This window comes from Paenibacillus sp. OAE614, assembly GCF_040546645.1.
GTDB lineage: Bacteria > Bacillota > Bacilli > Paenibacillales > Paenibacillaceae > Paenibacillus_AQ > Paenibacillus_AQ favisporus.
In genome coordinates this window covers 2,385,159-2,400,143 of the sequence record NZ_JBEPOD010000001.1, presented here as the reverse complement: position 1 = coordinate 2,400,143, position 14,985 = coordinate 2,385,159, and the positions used below count along the sequence as shown (strand labels likewise).

16 protein-coding genes and 1 riboswitch are annotated in these 14,985 nt (G+C 54.6%); of the genes, 7 read left to right on the top strand and 9 right to left on the bottom strand.

Translation table 11 applies throughout. The features are described 5' to 3' along the window. Nucleotides 1-5 precede the first annotated feature (5 nt). Complete coding sequence (locus ABIE48_RS11290; RefSeq protein ID WP_192714538.1) at nucleotides 6-752, bottom strand: sugar phosphate isomerase/epimerase family protein; 747 nt, start codon at nucleotides 750-752, stop codon at nucleotides 6-8. A gap of 117 nt (nucleotides 753-869) precedes the next feature. On the opposite strand from ABIE48_RS11290, the gene ABIE48_RS11285 reads away from it, so the two are divergent. The 6 genes from ABIE48_RS11285 (at nucleotide 870) to ABIE48_RS11260 (ending at nucleotide 6,026) form a co-directional block, all read left to right on the top strand. Further along, nucleotides 870-1,805: an AraC family transcriptional regulator gene (locus ABIE48_RS11285; protein WP_076167260.1), complete on the top strand. Its 936-nt coding sequence runs from the start codon at nucleotides 870-872 to the stop codon at nucleotides 1,803-1,805. 52 nt (nucleotides 1,806-1,857) lie between these two features. Next, a riboswitch (PreQ1 riboswitch) is annotated at nucleotides 1,858-1,901 on the top strand. Between the two features lie 132 nt (nucleotides 1,902-2,033). Then, a complete protein-coding gene (gene queC / locus ABIE48_RS11280) occupies nucleotides 2,034-2,702 on the top strand; it encodes a 7-cyano-7-deazaguanine synthase QueC (protein ID WP_192714539.1) in 669 nt (222 codons plus the stop codon). After that, nucleotides 2,699-3,184 (top strand): 6-carboxytetrahydropterin synthase QueD, encoded by a 486-nt coding sequence (queD, locus tag ABIE48_RS11275; protein WP_192714540.1) that lies wholly within the window; start codon nucleotides 2,699-2,701, stop codon nucleotides 3,182-3,184. The genes queC and queD overlap by 4 nt, the downstream gene beginning before the upstream one ends. Then, a complete protein-coding gene (queE, locus tag ABIE48_RS11270) occupies nucleotides 3,181-3,906 on the top strand; it encodes a 7-carboxy-7-deazaguanine synthase QueE (RefSeq protein WP_192714541.1) in 726 nt (241 codons plus the stop codon). Before queD ends, queE begins: the two co-directional genes overlap by 4 nt. A 100-nt stretch (nucleotides 3,907-4,006) precedes the next feature. Next, nucleotides 4,007-4,504 carry a preQ(1) synthase gene (queF, locus tag ABIE48_RS11265; RefSeq protein WP_192714542.1) on the top strand — a complete coding sequence of 166 codons (498 nt, stop codon included), beginning with the start codon at nucleotides 4,007-4,009 and terminating at the stop codon, nucleotides 4,502-4,504. Nucleotides 4,505-4,721: 217 nt separating this feature from the next. Continuing rightward, nucleotides 4,722-6,026 (top strand): glycosyltransferase family 2 protein, encoded by a 1,305-nt coding sequence (locus tag ABIE48_RS11260; RefSeq protein ID WP_354518882.1) that lies wholly within the window; start codon nucleotides 4,722-4,724, stop codon nucleotides 6,024-6,026. 4 nt (nucleotides 6,027-6,030) lie between these two features. Here the strand turns inward: ABIE48_RS11260 and ABIE48_RS11255 are convergent, their stop codons facing one another. Both ABIE48_RS11255 and ABIE48_RS11250 read right to left on the bottom strand, forming a co-directional pair. Beyond that, on the bottom strand, nucleotides 6,031-6,234 hold the full coding sequence (locus tag ABIE48_RS11255) for a hypothetical protein (protein ID WP_145020978.1): 204 nt from the start codon (nucleotides 6,232-6,234) through the stop codon (nucleotides 6,031-6,033). Nucleotides 6,235-6,261: 27 nt separating this feature from the next. After that, nucleotides 6,262-6,720 carry a hypothetical protein gene (locus ABIE48_RS11250; protein ID WP_354518880.1) on the bottom strand — a complete coding sequence of 153 codons (459 nt, stop codon included), beginning with the start codon at nucleotides 6,718-6,720 and terminating at the stop codon, nucleotides 6,262-6,264. Between the two features lie 435 nt (nucleotides 6,721-7,155). Between ABIE48_RS11250 and ABIE48_RS11245 the strand changes: the two genes are divergently transcribed. Beyond that, nucleotides 7,156-9,558: a glycosyltransferase gene (locus ABIE48_RS11245; protein WP_354518878.1), complete on the top strand. Its 2,403-nt coding sequence runs from the start codon at nucleotides 7,156-7,158 to the stop codon at nucleotides 9,556-9,558. A 120-nt stretch (nucleotides 9,559-9,678) separates the two neighbouring features. On the opposite strand, the gene ABIE48_RS11240 is transcribed toward ABIE48_RS11245, so the two are convergent. The 6 genes from ABIE48_RS11240 to ABIE48_RS11215 all read right to left on the bottom strand — a co-directional run bounded on the left by ABIE48_RS11240 (nucleotide 9,679) and on the right by ABIE48_RS11215 (nucleotide 14,976). Next, the gene (locus ABIE48_RS11240; RefSeq protein WP_145020984.1) at nucleotides 9,679-10,452 is read right to left on the bottom strand and encodes a glycosyltransferase; all 774 of its coding nucleotides are present in this window, start codon (nucleotides 10,450-10,452) and stop codon (nucleotides 9,679-9,681) included. A gap of 71 nt (nucleotides 10,453-10,523) precedes the next feature. Then, entirely contained in the window at nucleotides 10,524-11,216 is a 693-nt protein-coding gene (locus ABIE48_RS11235) for a galactosyltransferase-related protein (RefSeq protein WP_145156989.1), read from the bottom strand. Between the two features lie 44 nt (nucleotides 11,217-11,260). Beyond that, nucleotides 11,261-12,376 carry a class I SAM-dependent methyltransferase gene (locus ABIE48_RS11230; protein ID WP_192714545.1) on the bottom strand — a complete coding sequence of 372 codons (1,116 nt, stop codon included), beginning with the start codon at nucleotides 12,374-12,376 and terminating at the stop codon, nucleotides 11,261-11,263. 48 nt (nucleotides 12,377-12,424) lie between these two features. Then, entirely contained in the window at nucleotides 12,425-12,997 is a 573-nt protein-coding gene (locus ABIE48_RS11225; protein ID WP_192714546.1) for a class I SAM-dependent methyltransferase, read from the bottom strand. Between the two features lie 15 nt (nucleotides 12,998-13,012). Further along, complete coding sequence (locus tag ABIE48_RS11220; RefSeq protein ID WP_260869203.1) at nucleotides 13,013-13,876, bottom strand: glycosyltransferase family 4 protein; 864 nt, start codon at nucleotides 13,874-13,876, stop codon at nucleotides 13,013-13,015. A gap of 269 nt (nucleotides 13,877-14,145) precedes the next feature. Continuing rightward, the gene (locus tag ABIE48_RS11215; RefSeq protein ID WP_076167287.1) at nucleotides 14,146-14,976 is read right to left on the bottom strand and encodes a helix-turn-helix transcriptional regulator; all 831 of its coding nucleotides are present in this window, start codon (nucleotides 14,974-14,976) and stop codon (nucleotides 14,146-14,148) included. Nucleotides 14,977-14,985 lie beyond the last annotated feature (9 nt).

Genomic DNA, 14,985 nt, shown 5'->3' with positions numbered 1-14,985 from the left:
CAGAATTACAAAATTTCCCGTAAATACTTCAGGCTCTGGCCGATGCTGTCCAGCTGCGGAATTTCATATTCCTCCTGCTCGACCGTAAACCAGTTGACGCCGTACTGCTTGCCTGCCGCCGTAATGGCACGGAAATCCATGATGCCGGAACCGATCTCCGTATTCCGCTTGTCCTCCAGGCTCTTCATATCCTTAATATGCAGAATGGCGCAGCGCTCTTTGTATTTGTTGATAAAGTCCACCGAGCGCAGTCCGGCGTGCTCCGCCCAATATGTATCCAGCTCGATGAACAGATGATCAGGGTCCGTATTGTTCACCAGCAGGTCCAGCCCGTATTCGCCATCGAATTTCTCAAATTCAATGCCGTGATTGTGGTAACCGAAGCGGATACCGCTCTGCTTGCAGCGTTCGCCGATTCGGTTGAACAGCTCCGCAGTACGCTTGTAGCTGTCAGCGCTGTTTCTCATTTCCTCCGGAAGACCGGGACAGATGATGTAAGCGCTATTAATTTCCTGCGAATACTCGATCGTCCGATCCAGGTGATCCGTCAGCTCGGAGACGCCGATATGGCTGCCGGCCGCCTGCAGGCCATACTCGTCCAGCGCTTTCTTCAGATCCGAGGCGGAAGTATTGAAATAACCGGCGAATTCGACGCCATCGTAGCCGAGCTCCGCAACCTTCCGGAGCGTCCCGAGAAAATCAGTTCCTGTCAGTTCCTTGATTGAATATAACTGCAATGCCACCTTTTCCATCCTTTGCACCCCTTCCGTTGATACAAAGTAACGATACCAAAATCCCTCGATAAGTTATACAATGAACCTATTCTAATATATTAAATATTTGTCATTGTATAACGGGAGCGTGCGAAAATGACCGAGCCTTATTTTGAGTCGAACCGCCCATCCATCGGGACGATCCACTATCCGTACGAATGCATGATCCATCAAAGCGCCGGCAGCCGCTGGATCGTTCACGCCCACTGGCACATGTATATCGAGATTCTTTATTTTCTCACGGGAAAAGCCAAGGTGTTCCTGGGAGGAGAGTCCCATACCCTGAGCAAGGGCGATCTGATCGTGATCCACTCGCATGAAACCCATTCCATCTATGCGCTGGATGGGGAGCCGGTCTCTTATATCGTCATTAAATTCGATCCTGAAATTTTGTACTCGACATCCAGAACCGTATTCGAATCGAAGTACGTGCTGCCGTTTACGATGGCGGAATCGAACAATCAGCGGATGTTCGCCGAGTCCGAAATCAAGGATACGGTCGTCCCTGGCCTGGTTCGCGAAATTTATGACGAATTCACGACCCGGTCTTACGGCTTCGAGCTCGCGGTCCGGACGCTGATCTGCAGGCTCTTCCTGTGGTTTTTGCGCGAATCGAAAAACCTCGGCCTCCATTGGGATGTTGCCCACTCCCTAAAGGAGATGGACATCCAGATGCTGCAGAAAGTGTTCGAGTATATCGACGACAACTACCGCTTTGACATCAACGCCCAGGCCGCCGCGCGGATCTGCAACCTGAGCTACAGCTATTTTTCGCGCCGCTTCAAAGCGATCATGGGCAAAACGTTTACCAATTATTTGAACTATATTCGGATTACCGAGGCGGAGAAGCTGCTCCTGACCACCGAGATGACCATGACGGAAATTGCCCAGGAGACGGGATTTTCGAGCTCAAGCTACTTTATCCAGCAGTTCAAGCAGTACAAGAACATTTCGCCGAGCCAGTTCCGTAAAAAGGTCAGCAGCGAGAATGTTGAAATCCAAAACTCCCTCATCCGCAAAGATATGATATAATAGTCCGGCGCAGCACCCTGCGCTTAACTGAAGAAAATCCGCGCGTTCCCGCGCGGGAGAGGTTCGCGAACTCCCTCTATAAAAAACTAAGACTGCCCTCTTTTGGCCATAAAAAGACCGGGCTTGTTTTTTTACGGATGCCAGTTCAAGAACCCTCTCTCTTCTGCCGGAGATCAGGTGCTTTCCAGCCCTGCTTACCGGACCAAATCATGAAGGAGAGGTTTTTTTATGCTCAAAAACGAAAAAGCGGTAGTCGTGTTCAGCGGCGGCCAAGACAGTACGACCTGCCTGTTCTGGGCGCTCCGGCAGTTCAAGGAAGTCGAAACGGTTACGTTCGACTACGGTCAGCGCCACCGGCTTGAAATCGAATGCGCGCAGTCAATCGCCGCAGAGCTCGGCGTGAAGAACACCGTGCTGGACATGAGCCTGCTGAATCAGCTCGCCCCGAACGCGCTGACGCGAAGCGACATTGAAATTACGCAGGAGGAAGGCGAACTTCCCAGCACATTCGTGGACGGCCGGAACCATCTGTTCCTGAGCTTCGCCGCCGTGCTGGGCAAGCAATCCGGCGCCAGACATCTGGTCACCGGCGTATGCGAAACGGACTTCAGCGGTTACCCCGACTGCCGGGATGCTTTCGTCAAGTCCCTGAACGTGACGCTGAACCTCGCCATGGACTACGACTTTGTCATCCATACGCCGCTGATGTGGCTCGACAAAGCGGAAACCTGGAAGCTTGCCGACGATCTGGACGCCTTCCCGTTCGTGCGCGAACGCACGCTGACCTGCTATAACGGCATCATCGGCGACGGGTGCGGCGAATGCCCTGCCTGCCGGCTGCGCAAGGCTGGTCTTGATAAATACCTTCAATCCAAGGCGGAGGCGCTGCAGCCATGACCAAGACTCCCGGCGAATTCCGCATCGTGGACCGGCTGCAAAAGCTGGGGGAAGACATCCAGCCATCCGACCTGCCCTATCATCATAAGAGGGTGCTTGTCAGCAAAGAGTTTACCTTCGACGCCGCGCATCACCTGCATGCCTATGAGGGCAAATGCAAAAACTTGCACGGCCATACGTATAAAGCCGTTTTTGGGATCAGCGCCTATCCGGACGAGGTCGGCATTACCGCCGATTTCGGCCTGATCAAGCAAATCTGGAAGGAACGGATCGAACCTTCCTTGGACCACCGCTATTTGAACGAAACGCTGCCCCCGATGAATACGACCGCTGAGAATATAGTCGTTTGGCTGTTTGAGCGGATGGAAGAGGCGCTTAACTGCGGGGATTACCGAATCGAGGGCGGCCGGACCGAATTCGTCCGTCTGTACGAAACGCCGACGAGTTATGCCGAGGCGAGACGGGAGTGGATGTACGAATGAACATTCCCGTGCTTGAAATTTTCGGCCCGACGGTTCAGGGCGAAGGCATGGTCATCGGTCAGAAGACGATGTTCGTGCGCACTGCGGGCTGCGATTACCGCTGTTCCTGGTGCGACTCCGCATTTACATGGGACGGCAGTGCCAAGGCGGACATCCGCCAAATGAGCGCCGGCGACATCTGGGAGGAGCTTCAGCGGATCGGTGGCGAGCGCTTCTCCCACGTCACCCTGTCCGGCGGCAATCCGGCTCTGCTGCCCCAGCTCGGCTCGCTTGTGAGCCTGCTGGAAAGCCACGGGATCCGGATAGCCGTAGAAACCCAGGGCTCCCGCTGGCAGGATTGGCTCGACGACATTCACGAAGTCACACTGTCGCCAAAGCCGCCGAGCTCCGGAATGGAGACCGACTGGGAGATGCTGGACAGCATCGTGACCCGGCTTGCGGCCAGACCGGCCGCTTACGCGTACAGCTTGAAAGTCGTCGTCTTTGACGATGCCGATTTGGCCTATGCCGCCAAAGTCCATGCCCGGTACCCGCAGGCGCCGATGTATCTTCAGGTCGGCAACCCCGACCTGAAGCGGATGGATATCGCGGGCCATGCCGCCGACCTGCTCGTCCGCTATGAGCGGCTCATCGACGCCGTGGTCGCTTCCCCCGAGTTGAACGCGGTCCGCGTGCTGCCCCAGCTTCACGCGCTGGTGTGGGGAAATAAGCGCGGTGTTTGACCAAATCTGCAGCAGCCTTAAGCTCGCAGATTCGGGCGGATGCCAGCTGAAAACATTTTCCTATTGAACAAATTAGAAACGATCCAGGAGGAATGACGATATGTCTGGAAGACAGCCGCACGAAATGAAGGATTTGACGCTTCTCGGCAACCAGGGGACCCAGTATGTGTTCCAATATGACCCTGATCTGCTCGAGAGCTTTGATAACAAGCATGCCTACCGCGATTATTTCGTTAAATTTAATTTTCCCGAGTTTACCAGCCTGTGTCCGATCACAGGACAACCCGATTTCGCCACGCTTCATATCAGCTACATTCCCGACCAGAAAATGGTCGAGAGCAAGTCGCTGAAGCTGTACCTGTTCAGCTTCCGGAATCATGGAGACTTCCATGAAGACTGCATGAATATTATTATGAACGATCTGATCAAGCTGATGGATCCGCGCTATATTGAGGTATGGGGGAAATTCACGCCGCGGGGCGGCATTTCCATCGATCCGTACTGCAATTACGGACGCCCGGGCACCAAGTATGAGCAGTGGGCGGAGCAGCGCATGATCAACCACGATCTGTATCCGGAGAAAATCGACAACCGTTAAAGCGATAAGCCGCAGGTACGCAAAGCAGCCGCGGGATCTCCCGCGGCTGCTTTGCGTACCTGCGGCCGTCTTCATAACGCTTCCTCTTTGCGCATCTTCTTTACGCTTCTTCGTTACGGCTCTTCCTTCGGCCAGGCCGATTTGTCAATTTCACAGTGTCACTTGGGCCATTGTTACATACGCTATGTTAACGACGGATTTGGGAAAGGAGCCCGCCATGCTCGTCTTCATTCTGCCTTCCCTCCACCAGCGCCACGCACAATCAACCGCCTGTTCCGTACAGCAGGAGCTCCCTGATTCGAATGTCGTCGTGCTGGAACATGGCAGCCTCGGTTCCCGGATGAACCAGGAGCTTGCCTCGTACCAGGAGCCCTACTTTCTGACGCTGCACGCGGGGGAGCGGCTGCTTCCGGGCATGGATGCTTTCCTGCGCACAGAGCTTTGCCATCTTCCCGAAGCGTCGGCCGGCTGCCTCTTCAGCCCCACAACCCCAGAAGAGGGCGGACGCAAACGGTTCCAGCCGCCCAGAGGCCCGCTGATCTGGCGAACGGACGCTGTCATGGCGCCGCCTTCACCAGGTTTCACGGAAACAGTGCTGCTGCCTTTCGAATCCTACATCCTGTTAGACAAACAATACCAGCTGAGCGCCGCTTTCACCTGGACTTCTACCCGCAATTGTCCGGTGGTTCCGGCTGTCTCCTCCCCGTTACCCTGGCAAAAAAAGCGTGAGGAATGGGAGCTGCTGTGTCCGCTGCTCGCTGCACCGATCCAGGTTGAGCCGAGGACGGACGCGTCACATAAAGTGCCGCTGGTAACCGTCCTGCTATGTACTTATAATGATGCCGAGTATGTTCCCTGGGCCGTCCGATCGGTCATGGCGCAAACGCTGCCCGATTGGGAACTCTTAATCATCGATGACGGGTCGACCGATCATACGGCACATATCTTGGACTCGCTGTATCCGGACCACCGCATCCGCACCTGCCGGCTGGAACGCAATTCGGGAAAGGCCCATGCTCTGAATTCGGGATTGTCCATGGCGAAAGGAAGCTGGCTGCTCGAGCTCGATGCCGACGACTGGCTGTCCCCCGACTGCCTGGAACAGTTATACAGCAATGCTAGCCTGCACAGGCAGGCAGGCGTTATATATGCCGATCACATCCAGTGGGAGGAACGGAAAAATAAGCAGCTGATCTATCAGGGCGTACGTACCGCCATTCATCCTTTCTCCACTGCCAGTGTAATCGAAGCCGGCATTCCCATCGCCCCGCGGATGTTCAATACAGCCAGACTTAGATCGTTGTCCGGCTGGAGCACGGATTCCCCGTTCGGCGGCCGTCTGTACGAAGATATCGAAATCCTCGCCAGAATGTCGGGGTCCGCCGAATTGTTGCGTGTCAATAGGGCACTGTACCATCGGCGAATCCGCCTGCACAGCATTACGCACCGCCATGCAGATCATTACCCGGAATGGCTGAGCTGGATGAACGCCGGGGACAATGGGACTGCACCGAAACCATGATCGTTTACTGAGGAAGGATGCGGACCAGCGCTACGCTGCCCGTGGAAATATTTACGCGCTGCGTTGTTGGGATATAATTAGTACTCACCGTATCCACGGCAAGTATACCGCCTGAAGAAGAAACCAGGGTGCCCTGTATAAACTGATTGGGCTGCAGCACCTCCACGTGTCTGCCAACAAAAACGGCAAGTGCTTCCTCAAAGTTCATATGCTTTCCCTCCTGAATTCACTAAGGTTATGAAACGGCCAGCAAGCTGCGGAACGGAATCAACACGTTGCTTCCATCCTGTTCAAGAACCTGCACATAATCTTCGCCAATCAGAATCAAAGTGCCGAATATGGTCCCCACTGGCGTTTCCAGCGTGACGCGTGTATTGATCCGCGGTGTGAGCAGGGCCACGATGCCTGTAGGTCCAGTACCCGGCGCCGGTCCTGGTGCCGGTCCTGGACCGATGCCCGAGCGGCTGTTCAGGTTGGCAACCTGCTGCTCCAGCTTGCTCACTCGAGCCGAAAGCTCCGCCACGGTACCCGCCACGCTCTCGAACTGCTGTTTCAGTTTCAACAGCCGGTGCTTGATATCATGGATCACTTTCAGAAGCGGCCACGTTCTTTTCCTATGGTGATGCCGCTTCTTTTTGTGATGTGCGGGTATTCCGTAATCCTTCACGTGTTTTTTCATGAATACCAATTTCACTTGACCTACCTCCTTTATAGTCATTGGTACAATATGTGAGTAGATTACGATAGGGACCAGGCCAAGTGGAAGTTGATCAAAATGCCCAGCGGTAAGCTTTTACCCGGGCATTTCTCCTAAAAATGATCCTCTCGTATGGTGTTATACCCAAACGTAAATCTGACCCGGTACATATTTTGTACATAGACAATCGTTTAGGGAGGAGAATAACGCTTGAACAAACCGAGGAACCGATCCAGGAAGGGATCCCGTCCATTGTCTGCCTCCGCGGCCCATAAATCAAAAAGCAATCATTCTGCCAAGCCAAAACACACCCTAGACCCGCGTATAACCGCACTTGCTTCACCGCGCAATTCTCTGCCGATGGAGCCTTTTCCAGGGCAGCGCCATGGGGCGTATTCGACCCCTCGCTTCCCAAACTCGGCTCCTCCTACAATGAAGCCCATACAGGATCTTCAAACAGCAAAACCCGGTCCGGATTCGGCGGTACCCTATGATATCATCCGGTTTCCCGTTATTGACTGGGACTTCCGCTGGCAGCGTCCGCAGCAGTTGTCCCGGCAGTTCGCCGCACGAGGTCACCGCGTTTTTTATATAACGACGGACGTCGTCTGCAACTCAAAGGAGCATGCCGCCAGGGATGAAGTCTGCCGATATGTCAAATTCAAAAAGGTAGACCGGAACGTATGGTTGGTGACCCTCTGTGCCCATAGACGTCTAAACTTGTATCAGGACCAAATGGACGATTTGGATATCCAATATTTGAAATGGTCACTGGAGCATGTCCTTGCCAAATTTGCGGTCACCTCGTATGTATCCATCGTCGACCTTCCGTTTTGGACTCCGCTTGTCACGGCGATGAACCGGCACAACATCATGTATGACTGCATGGATGATCATGCCGGCTTTTCGACCAATCATGCCGACGTTATTCATCAGGAAGACCTGCTGATCCAAAAAGCAAATGTGGTGATCACTTCCTCGCAAGTGCTTCATCAGCGCGTCCGTGAGCTGAATCCCGCATCGATTCTGGTGCGCAACGCTGCCGATGTCAGCCATTTCGCCGGCTGGGCGGGCAGCGCCCCCGCAGAACTCAGCAGCATTTCCGGCCCGGTGATCGGTTATTACGGCGCGATCTCGGATTGGTTTGATATCGGTTTGATTGAAACGATGGCCCGGAACAGGCCGGAATGGACCTTTGCCTTAATCGGCCATACGTTCGGCTGCGACACCTCCGGGGTGGAACAGCTGCCGAACGTCCTGCTGCTCGGGGAGAAGCCCTATGAGGAGCTACCCGGCTATCTTCACCGTTTTGACTGCGCGATCATTCCGTTCGTCCAGAACAACTTGACCCAGGCGACAAACCCCGTCAAGCTCTATGAATATTTGGCTGCGGGCAAGCCGGTCGTTTCCACCCCTTTGCCCGAGCTGACCGAAATCGCCTCGGACATGGTGGAAATCGCGGATTCCCCTGCAGCGTTCGAGGCGGCGGTGGAGCGGACGCTCAGCATCGAGGCGGCGCAGCCGGAAGCCGCGAGAATCCGGCGTAAATTTGCCATGTGCAATACGTGGGGGCATCGATACGAAATGCTGCATCGTGCCATTGAGCGGTTTATTTTTCCGAAGGTCAGCATCGTCATCGTGACCCATAACAACTGGTCGTTCACCCGGCAGTGTATGAACAGCCTGCTTCGGAAAGACGCCTATCCGAACATGGAGATCATTGTAGTCGATAACGGCTCCACCGATCAGACCCGTGTACAGCTTGCGGCGTTGGCGCAGAAACCGGTGCAGACCGTCTTTTCACCCATCAATCTGGGGTTTGCCGAGGCGAACTCATTGGGAGCAAGCTGTGCGACCGGCGAATATCTGATTCTCCTTAATAATGATACGATCGTCCCCGACTCGACCTGGGTTCCCAAGCTGATCCGGCCGATGCAGGAACACAGCGATATCGCCATGACCGGACCGATGTCCAACCACGTAGGGAATGATCAGGCGCTGGACTTTTTTATCGGTGACCCCGTACAGGGAGCGGATCCCGGCTGGCTGCAGGAGTTTTATGAAAATTACCGCGGACGCACCCGCGAAACCGGACTGCTCGGATTTTTCTGTGTGGCCATCCGGCGCAGCGCATTTGAAGAGATCGGGCCGCTGGACCGCCATTACGGCATCGGTATGTTTGAAGACGACGATTACTGTGAACGGGTCAAGCAAGCGGGTTACCGGATGGTGATCGTTGAAGACGCCTTTGTGTACCATCACGGCAGCGCAACGATCAAGAAGTTGAAAAGCCAGGAATATCAAGCGCTGTGGGAACGAAACAAGCATTATTATGAAGCAAAGTGGACCAAGTCGTGGCAGCTGCCCAAGGGTCCGTTGAACCCTTTTAACCTGTCCGCAACCCCGGAAGAAGTCCGGGAACAGGCCGATGCTCTCCACCCTGGAGAAAAGCGGGTGCTGCTGCTTGGTGAATTGTCCTGGAGTGACGAACCTGCAAGATGGCAGCAGCTGGTGAAGCAGTTCGCCCAAAGGGACGACTGCACCGTGATTGTCTACACGCTGACATATCTTCAGCATCCCGTCGTGGGTATCCGCAAGGCCGGCCCCCGGCTGTATTTGACCAACCGGATCGATTTGTTCAGCCAGGTCAGCTTCGATTTAGCCGTTTATTGCGGGTCGCAACAGTTGTTCGAAGAGATTCATGCCAATCATTATGCGGTGGATAGAAAATGCTACCAGGCTAGTCAATTCGAGCCGCTGGCCGCCAAATTACCGGAAGTTCAGCTGTACGATGAGCCTGAAGCGTCCCGGATCGTTCAGCAGTCGCTTACATGATAGGCCTTTACGATGGCTGAATCATTCGATTTGAGGCAAAGGGATGTCACAAATAAAGCCCTCACCCGGATCCCGGATTATTCCCGGTTCGGCAGTGAGGGCTTTAGTTCTTTTCATGCTTCAAAGGTTTGGAGTGCTCTTACCATTGCCATTCAGCTGTTCCAAATAGCGCTGAATGACGGCCGGGTGCTCTCCTTGAAAAGGGACCGTGGCAATTTGGTACTCTTTATGGCTGTAATTCCAATCCGGTTCCCCTACATTGTTCAGCAGATTGACATCTCCTCTGCGGTTGTCGTTATATTTGATCCGCTTGCCAATCGCATAGTGGTAATGGTATACGTTGACATCAGCCCGTACGCGCGGAAGGCTCCAAATGCTGGCTCCGCCGGCCGCTTCCAAAGTGCAGTGATGCTTCTCGTCCCGGTAACGGATTCCTTTGCCGGCCCGCCACATCCGGGTGATGTCATTGGACCAGCGCTCATCCCCTGGACTGTTGACCCGAATCGTGTTCGGATCCCTCCAAAAGTTCACAAACGGAAATTGATAGACATCAACGGCGGTGTTTGCCATCAGCTCAGGCAGCAAATCCCGGAACCTGTCGTCCATCATTTCATCGATATCGAGGTTCATAATCCAGTCTCCGGTGGCCTGACCGATCAAAAAGTTCCGCACTTCCGATTCGTTCCAGTCCTCGGTATAGGGAAGACCTGTCTGCGGCATCGTAAACAGCTTGATCGGATACTTTGTCTCCAGCCGGGCAATATGCTCCAGGCTTCCGTCCGTGCTTCCCCCATCCACGATAATGATTTCATCGGCAAAGGCTGCCACGCTCTCCAGATACAAAGGAACAAAGGTCTCTTCGTTCAGGATCGGGACAATGACCGATAATGTCATAGATTCTGCTCCTTCCTTTCCTGTTCATCCCATGCTGCCCTTGTTACGACAGAACGCCTCACAGTCATGGCTTACCCGCCTGCTTTTTCCCGAATCAGCTCGTTCATCGACTCCCTGTCTCCGCGAGCAGCTCTGTATCGTTGAAAAAGACTGTAATTATGCTCATAATGGGGGTTGCCCTGCGGACCTACGAAAGGATGCCAGAAATGGTACATCAGTCCGTCAAGACGGATATGCTCTCCCACCAGTGTATCCATCGTATAAGCAAAAGCCTCGTCCTCGCCCCCCCAGCCGATGAAACGCTCATCGTAACCGCCAATCCGCTCAAATGCGCCCCGGCCGACAATATTTAAGCCCCCGACGAAAAAGGCGGCATGTTCCTCCCTAGTATCCGGTTCGGTTTCCAGGGGCCAGATTGCCTCACCCTCTATGACCAACCTGGAGATGCGCTGCGTCAGCCGGTTGATCCGGCTGAACGGAATGACCCACCGCCCCTGCTCGATCCAGCGGACCGAATCGGCCACCAGCTGCGGGTCGTAGACGATATCACCGTCGGCAATAATGAAGATGCTGCCGCTTGCCCGGGACGCCGCCCGGTTAATCGCCCTGGATCTGCTGAAAGGTTCGTTCGCGCCGATCTCCCCGATGCAAATGTCCGCCGAGGGCAGAATATGCTTGTAAAACCGAAGGACAAAGGACAGCGCCTCATCCCTCGGCCCGCCGTCCGGCTGGTATGGGATCAAAACGGACAATTCGTCATGCATCCACATCTCACCTCCGCTTCCGATAGATTAACCGGCTTGCCGGTCTATGCTTTTCGAAAAACACCGAGTTCCCGGTATTTCCCCGTGCCGAACGTATCCGCCAGCTTTTCATAATGCTTAAAACCGGTATTATCCATCAGCATCTTCTTCTCCGCTTCAATGGCATCCCCGGATTCCCAGAAGAGCAGACCGCAGACGCTTCGGTCCAGCTGGGCGAGAAACCGCCTGCAAGCTTCCGGATCTTTCATGACATGATAAAAAACGGTCAGCAGCAGTCCGATATCATATTGCTCTACGGCTTCGGATTCTTCAAAACGCTCCGTCATGACGGAAAATGCCGTCCGTTCCATCGCGTTCAGCTTGTGAAGGAGGGCATAGTGGACCGGATCCGGTTCCACCCCGGTGACGTCCGCCCCTTCCCTGACGAAATGCCTGGAATAGTAACCAATGTTGCAGCCGATGTCCAGGACGCTCCGCCCTTTCAGCTTCCCTGGCCCCAAAAACCGTGCAATGTGGTCCAGCCTCGTTGGATATGTCTCGTCCCGCTCGCTGCGCATATCATAAAACTGCGGGTGTAAGATCGGCGTGTAAATCAGCGTTCGATGCTGGTCCTTCATCGTTTGCTCGACGTCAGCCGCTGCCGCGGAGTGAAGCCAGACCGTATAATCCTGCAGCGGGATTCGGACCGGAATCCTCCGAAAGCCGAGGCAGTACAAAAAACAAGCCCTGTGATGTCCGTCCAATACGTTGAAATATCCGGCCGGATTCCATTTCGCTTTGACCGGATGATCGAAAAAAAAGTCCGATCCGTCGAGGAGCTCGGACCGCATATTGTCGTATTCCAGCCGTCTTTGGTTCAGCAGCTCTATTCCGGACATCAACGGCGTTATTCCCCGTGTCGCGTGAATCTGTTCATACCAATTCTGGTAAGCATCCGGTGCAGCGCCCGGCACCCCGGCAAAGTAGCGGTACAGCTCCCGGTGCGGAACGAGCCGCATGATGGAAATGTCGGCATACTGAAGATGATGTTCGTACCAACGGTCAGTATACGATTCGATCAGATGGTCGGTACGGGCCGACCGGACATCCAATTCGGTGAACAGCAGCTCAACAGGGATTTCAGTAACTACGTAATCTCTGCTGGCACCATGCCCCGTCATATGGCGCTTCCCCCATTCGGTGTTGATATTGACCAAAGCCCCTGACTTTTATCCGTGCTGCTGTGCGCCCTGGAACAAATAGGTGGCAAATTCACGCTGAATATAATCCTTGAACATATGCTTGGAGGCGGTTGGATAATGGTCCAGCTCCTCTTCCGTCCAAACGCTGCGATGGGTTTCGAATGCATTGCCGTATTCGGCGCCCTGCGGCCAACCGGGGCCAATTGGAACGTTCAAGAGCAGTCTGCGGCATTGCTTCAGACACGCTTCAAGCAGCTCGGTCCCGCGCTCCTTCTCGAAATGCTCAAGGACATCGCCCATAATAATCAAGTCATAGGATCCAAGCTGCCGTTTCATCATCAGTTCGTAGGCATCCCCAATATATATATGGTTGTAAAAGTATGGATGATAGTCGTCCACATTTTTCGGAAAAACTTCGACCCCCTCGATTCTCGTTTGCCACTGTTCTCGAAAGACGCGCCCCTGCCAGACATCGAGAAATTCCCTGCAGAGCATGCCCCACCGGCCGAACCCGACCCCGATGTCAAGAACGCTGGACGGAGCTGCCTGCCGGATGAGTTCCACACAATAAGACAGGTTCTGCCAGTTTGATGTGCCCATGTGAGTCGTCACCTCCTAAATTCCAAACAAGACGGCGAGCCAGCGTTTCACGCCCGCTTCGATGGTCCAGTGCGCTTCGATTTCCGTTCTGCACAGACGCCCGATTTCCCTTAAACGCGATCTTTCCTGCAGGCAGCCTTCAATGGCCTGGATAAACGCCCCGGGATCGTCACGGTCCAAAATCAAATGATGCCCGCTGGGATGGGCTGCTTCCTTTACGTAACCGACGTTGGTGGACAGCACCGGTTTGCCGCTGGCAAAAGCCTCAAGCGCCGTCGCTCCGCCCCCTTCATTCGCCGACGTGATCAGAAGCAGGTCAATATCCCGATAGAAGCGCGGCATCTCTTCGTGCGCATATGCTCCTGCCGTTTCAACGAAGCGCACTTCCTGCCGGCCGGCAAAATGACTTTTGATCGGCTCGTACAGAGCCGCATAACGTTTGGATGCCTTTCCCGGATCTCCTGCCCACCCAATGACGAGCGGCCGGCCTTCCTGCTCCAAGGGCTCCCCGTCCGCAGGAACGGGATGAAACAGCGAATGGTCGACAAAGTGTCCGATATGGCGGACGGAAGCAGCCGGTGCCATCGCTGCGAGGCACTCGGTCAGCTTCAGATTCATCGCCCCGATCGAGCCGATACGGGGAATCACCAGGCGTAAAAAATCGTGATCGGGTACCGGCTTGTCAGCCCATTCACGGAACGTGTCGTAATTTTTGCTGAAATAATAATAGGAGACCGCAGCGGATGAATCGATCCGGATATGCTTAAAGATGGCAAATGCCGCCAGGCCCAGGCACATGGCGGAGATGCGGGAATATTCCCGGTTCAGCGCCTCGCTGCCCCTGCTCCCGATGCTCTCCTCCAATTGTTTGGCGGACATGATATCCAGGCAGGGATGATGCTGTTGAATGATCTTGGCCGTCTTGCCCAGGATCCACCAGTCGACATCGTAAATGAGCAGATGCTTTTCGACCGTCCTCGCCTCCTGTCAGGCTTCTGGCTGGAATACAGCCCGCCAGCCGCCGCAACTGAATTACGTCCTATACGATCATATTCCAGCGCAGAGCCGCGAGTTACGGGAGGGGGCAAAATATGGGACCGACTCAGCAAAAAAAGGCAGAAACCGCATGGGTTTCTGCCTTTTGCTCATTATTGAAGCAGCTGTTTCATTCTCTGTATGGTCTCGTCATTGTATGGCAGGTTCACCGTGGCACGAAGATCATAAGAATCCTCCACCTGGAACGTAATATGGCTGAATTCAAGCAGCCCCACGCGCGGATGGTAGATTTTTTTTCGGCCTTCCTTGACGTTCAGCACATCATGCTGGGGCCACCATGCCCTGAATTCCTCGCTTTCCTTGTTCAAATCTTCAATCATCCCGCTCCACCATGGATCCTCAACATTGAGTCCGTATCCCGCACGAAACTGGGCGAGCCGAAGCCGGGCGTTTTTCTCCCAGCCCTCGCCCAGAAGCTCCTTCGTATAGGGAGAAACGAACATTCTCCAAACCGAGTTCCGCTCCCTGACCGTCATCTGCTCATAATCGCCGAACACGAGCCGTGCCGCCCTGTTCCAGCCGACGATATCCCAGCGGGAATTGGCTACAAACGCCGGGTGTTCCCCCTGTTCGTCCAGGAATGTCTGCAGGAGCGGACTGATCGCCATTTCCGGCTGCTGATAATGAAACGGCAGAAGTCTCGAAGCCAGCAGGAACAGATGCTTCGTTTCATTCTCATCCAGCTGCAGCGCCCTGGCGATGCTCTCGAGCACCTGAGTGGACACAGAGATGTCCCTTCCCTGTTCAAGCCACGTGTACCAATCGACACTCACGCCAGCAAGCAGCGCAACTTCCGCCCGCCGAAGGCCGGGCGTTCTTCGTCTCCCTCCGCCGGGGAGACCAGCCTGTTCCGGAGTCAGACGGGCCCGCCGGGTCTGCAAAAATTCGGCAAGCTGGCTCGTACGCTGATGCGTTGTCTCCATGTAAAGACC

Bases quoted from the DNA above. Each gene is read 5' to 3' on its own strand.
- ABIE48_RS11290 (WP_192714538.1), bottom strand. From the start codon at position 752: ATGGAAAAGGTGGCATTGCAGTTATATTCAATCAAGGAACTGACAGGA.
- ABIE48_RS11285 (WP_076167260.1), top strand. From the start codon at position 870: ATGACCGAGCCTTATTTTGAGTCGAACCGCCCATCCATCGGGACGATC.
- queC (WP_192714539.1), top strand. From the start codon at position 2,034: ATGCTCAAAAACGAAAAAGCGGTAGTCGTGTTCAGCGGCGGCCAAGAC.
- queD (WP_192714540.1), top strand. From the start codon at position 2,699: ATGACCAAGACTCCCGGCGAATTCCGCATCGTGGACCGGCTGCAAAAG.
- queE (WP_192714541.1), top strand. From the start codon at position 3,181: ATGAACATTCCCGTGCTTGAAATTTTCGGCCCGACGGTTCAGGGCGAA.
- queF (WP_192714542.1), top strand. From the start codon at position 4,007: ATGTCTGGAAGACAGCCGCACGAAATGAAGGATTTGACGCTTCTCGGC.
- ABIE48_RS11260 (WP_354518882.1), top strand. From the start codon at position 4,722: ATGCTCGTCTTCATTCTGCCTTCCCTCCACCAGCGCCACGCACAATCA.
- ABIE48_RS11255 (WP_145020978.1), bottom strand. From the start codon at position 6,234: ATGAACTTTGAGGAAGCACTTGCCGTTTTTGTTGGCAGACACGTGGAG.
- ABIE48_RS11245 (WP_354518878.1), top strand. From the start codon at position 7,156: ATGAAGCCCATACAGGATCTTCAAACAGCAAAACCCGGTCCGGATTCG.
- ABIE48_RS11240 (WP_145020984.1), bottom strand. From the start codon at position 10,452: ATGACATTATCGGTCATTGTCCCGATCCTGAACGAAGAGACCTTTGTT.
- ABIE48_RS11235 (WP_145156989.1), bottom strand. From the start codon at position 11,216: ATGCATGACGAATTGTCCGTTTTGATCCCATACCAGCCGGACGGCGGG.
- ABIE48_RS11230 (WP_192714545.1), bottom strand. From the start codon at position 12,376: ATGACGGGGCATGGTGCCAGCAGAGATTACGTAGTTACTGAAATCCCT.
- ABIE48_RS11225 (WP_192714546.1), bottom strand. From the start codon at position 12,997: ATGGGCACATCAAACTGGCAGAACCTGTCTTATTGTGTGGAACTCATC.
- ABIE48_RS11220 (WP_260869203.1), bottom strand. From the start codon at position 13,876: ATGTCCGCCAAACAATTGGAGGAGAGCATCGGGAGCAGGGGCAGCGAG.
- ABIE48_RS11215 (WP_076167287.1), bottom strand. From the start codon at position 14,976: ATGGAGACAACGCATCAGCGTACGAGCCAGCTTGCCGAATTTTTGCAG.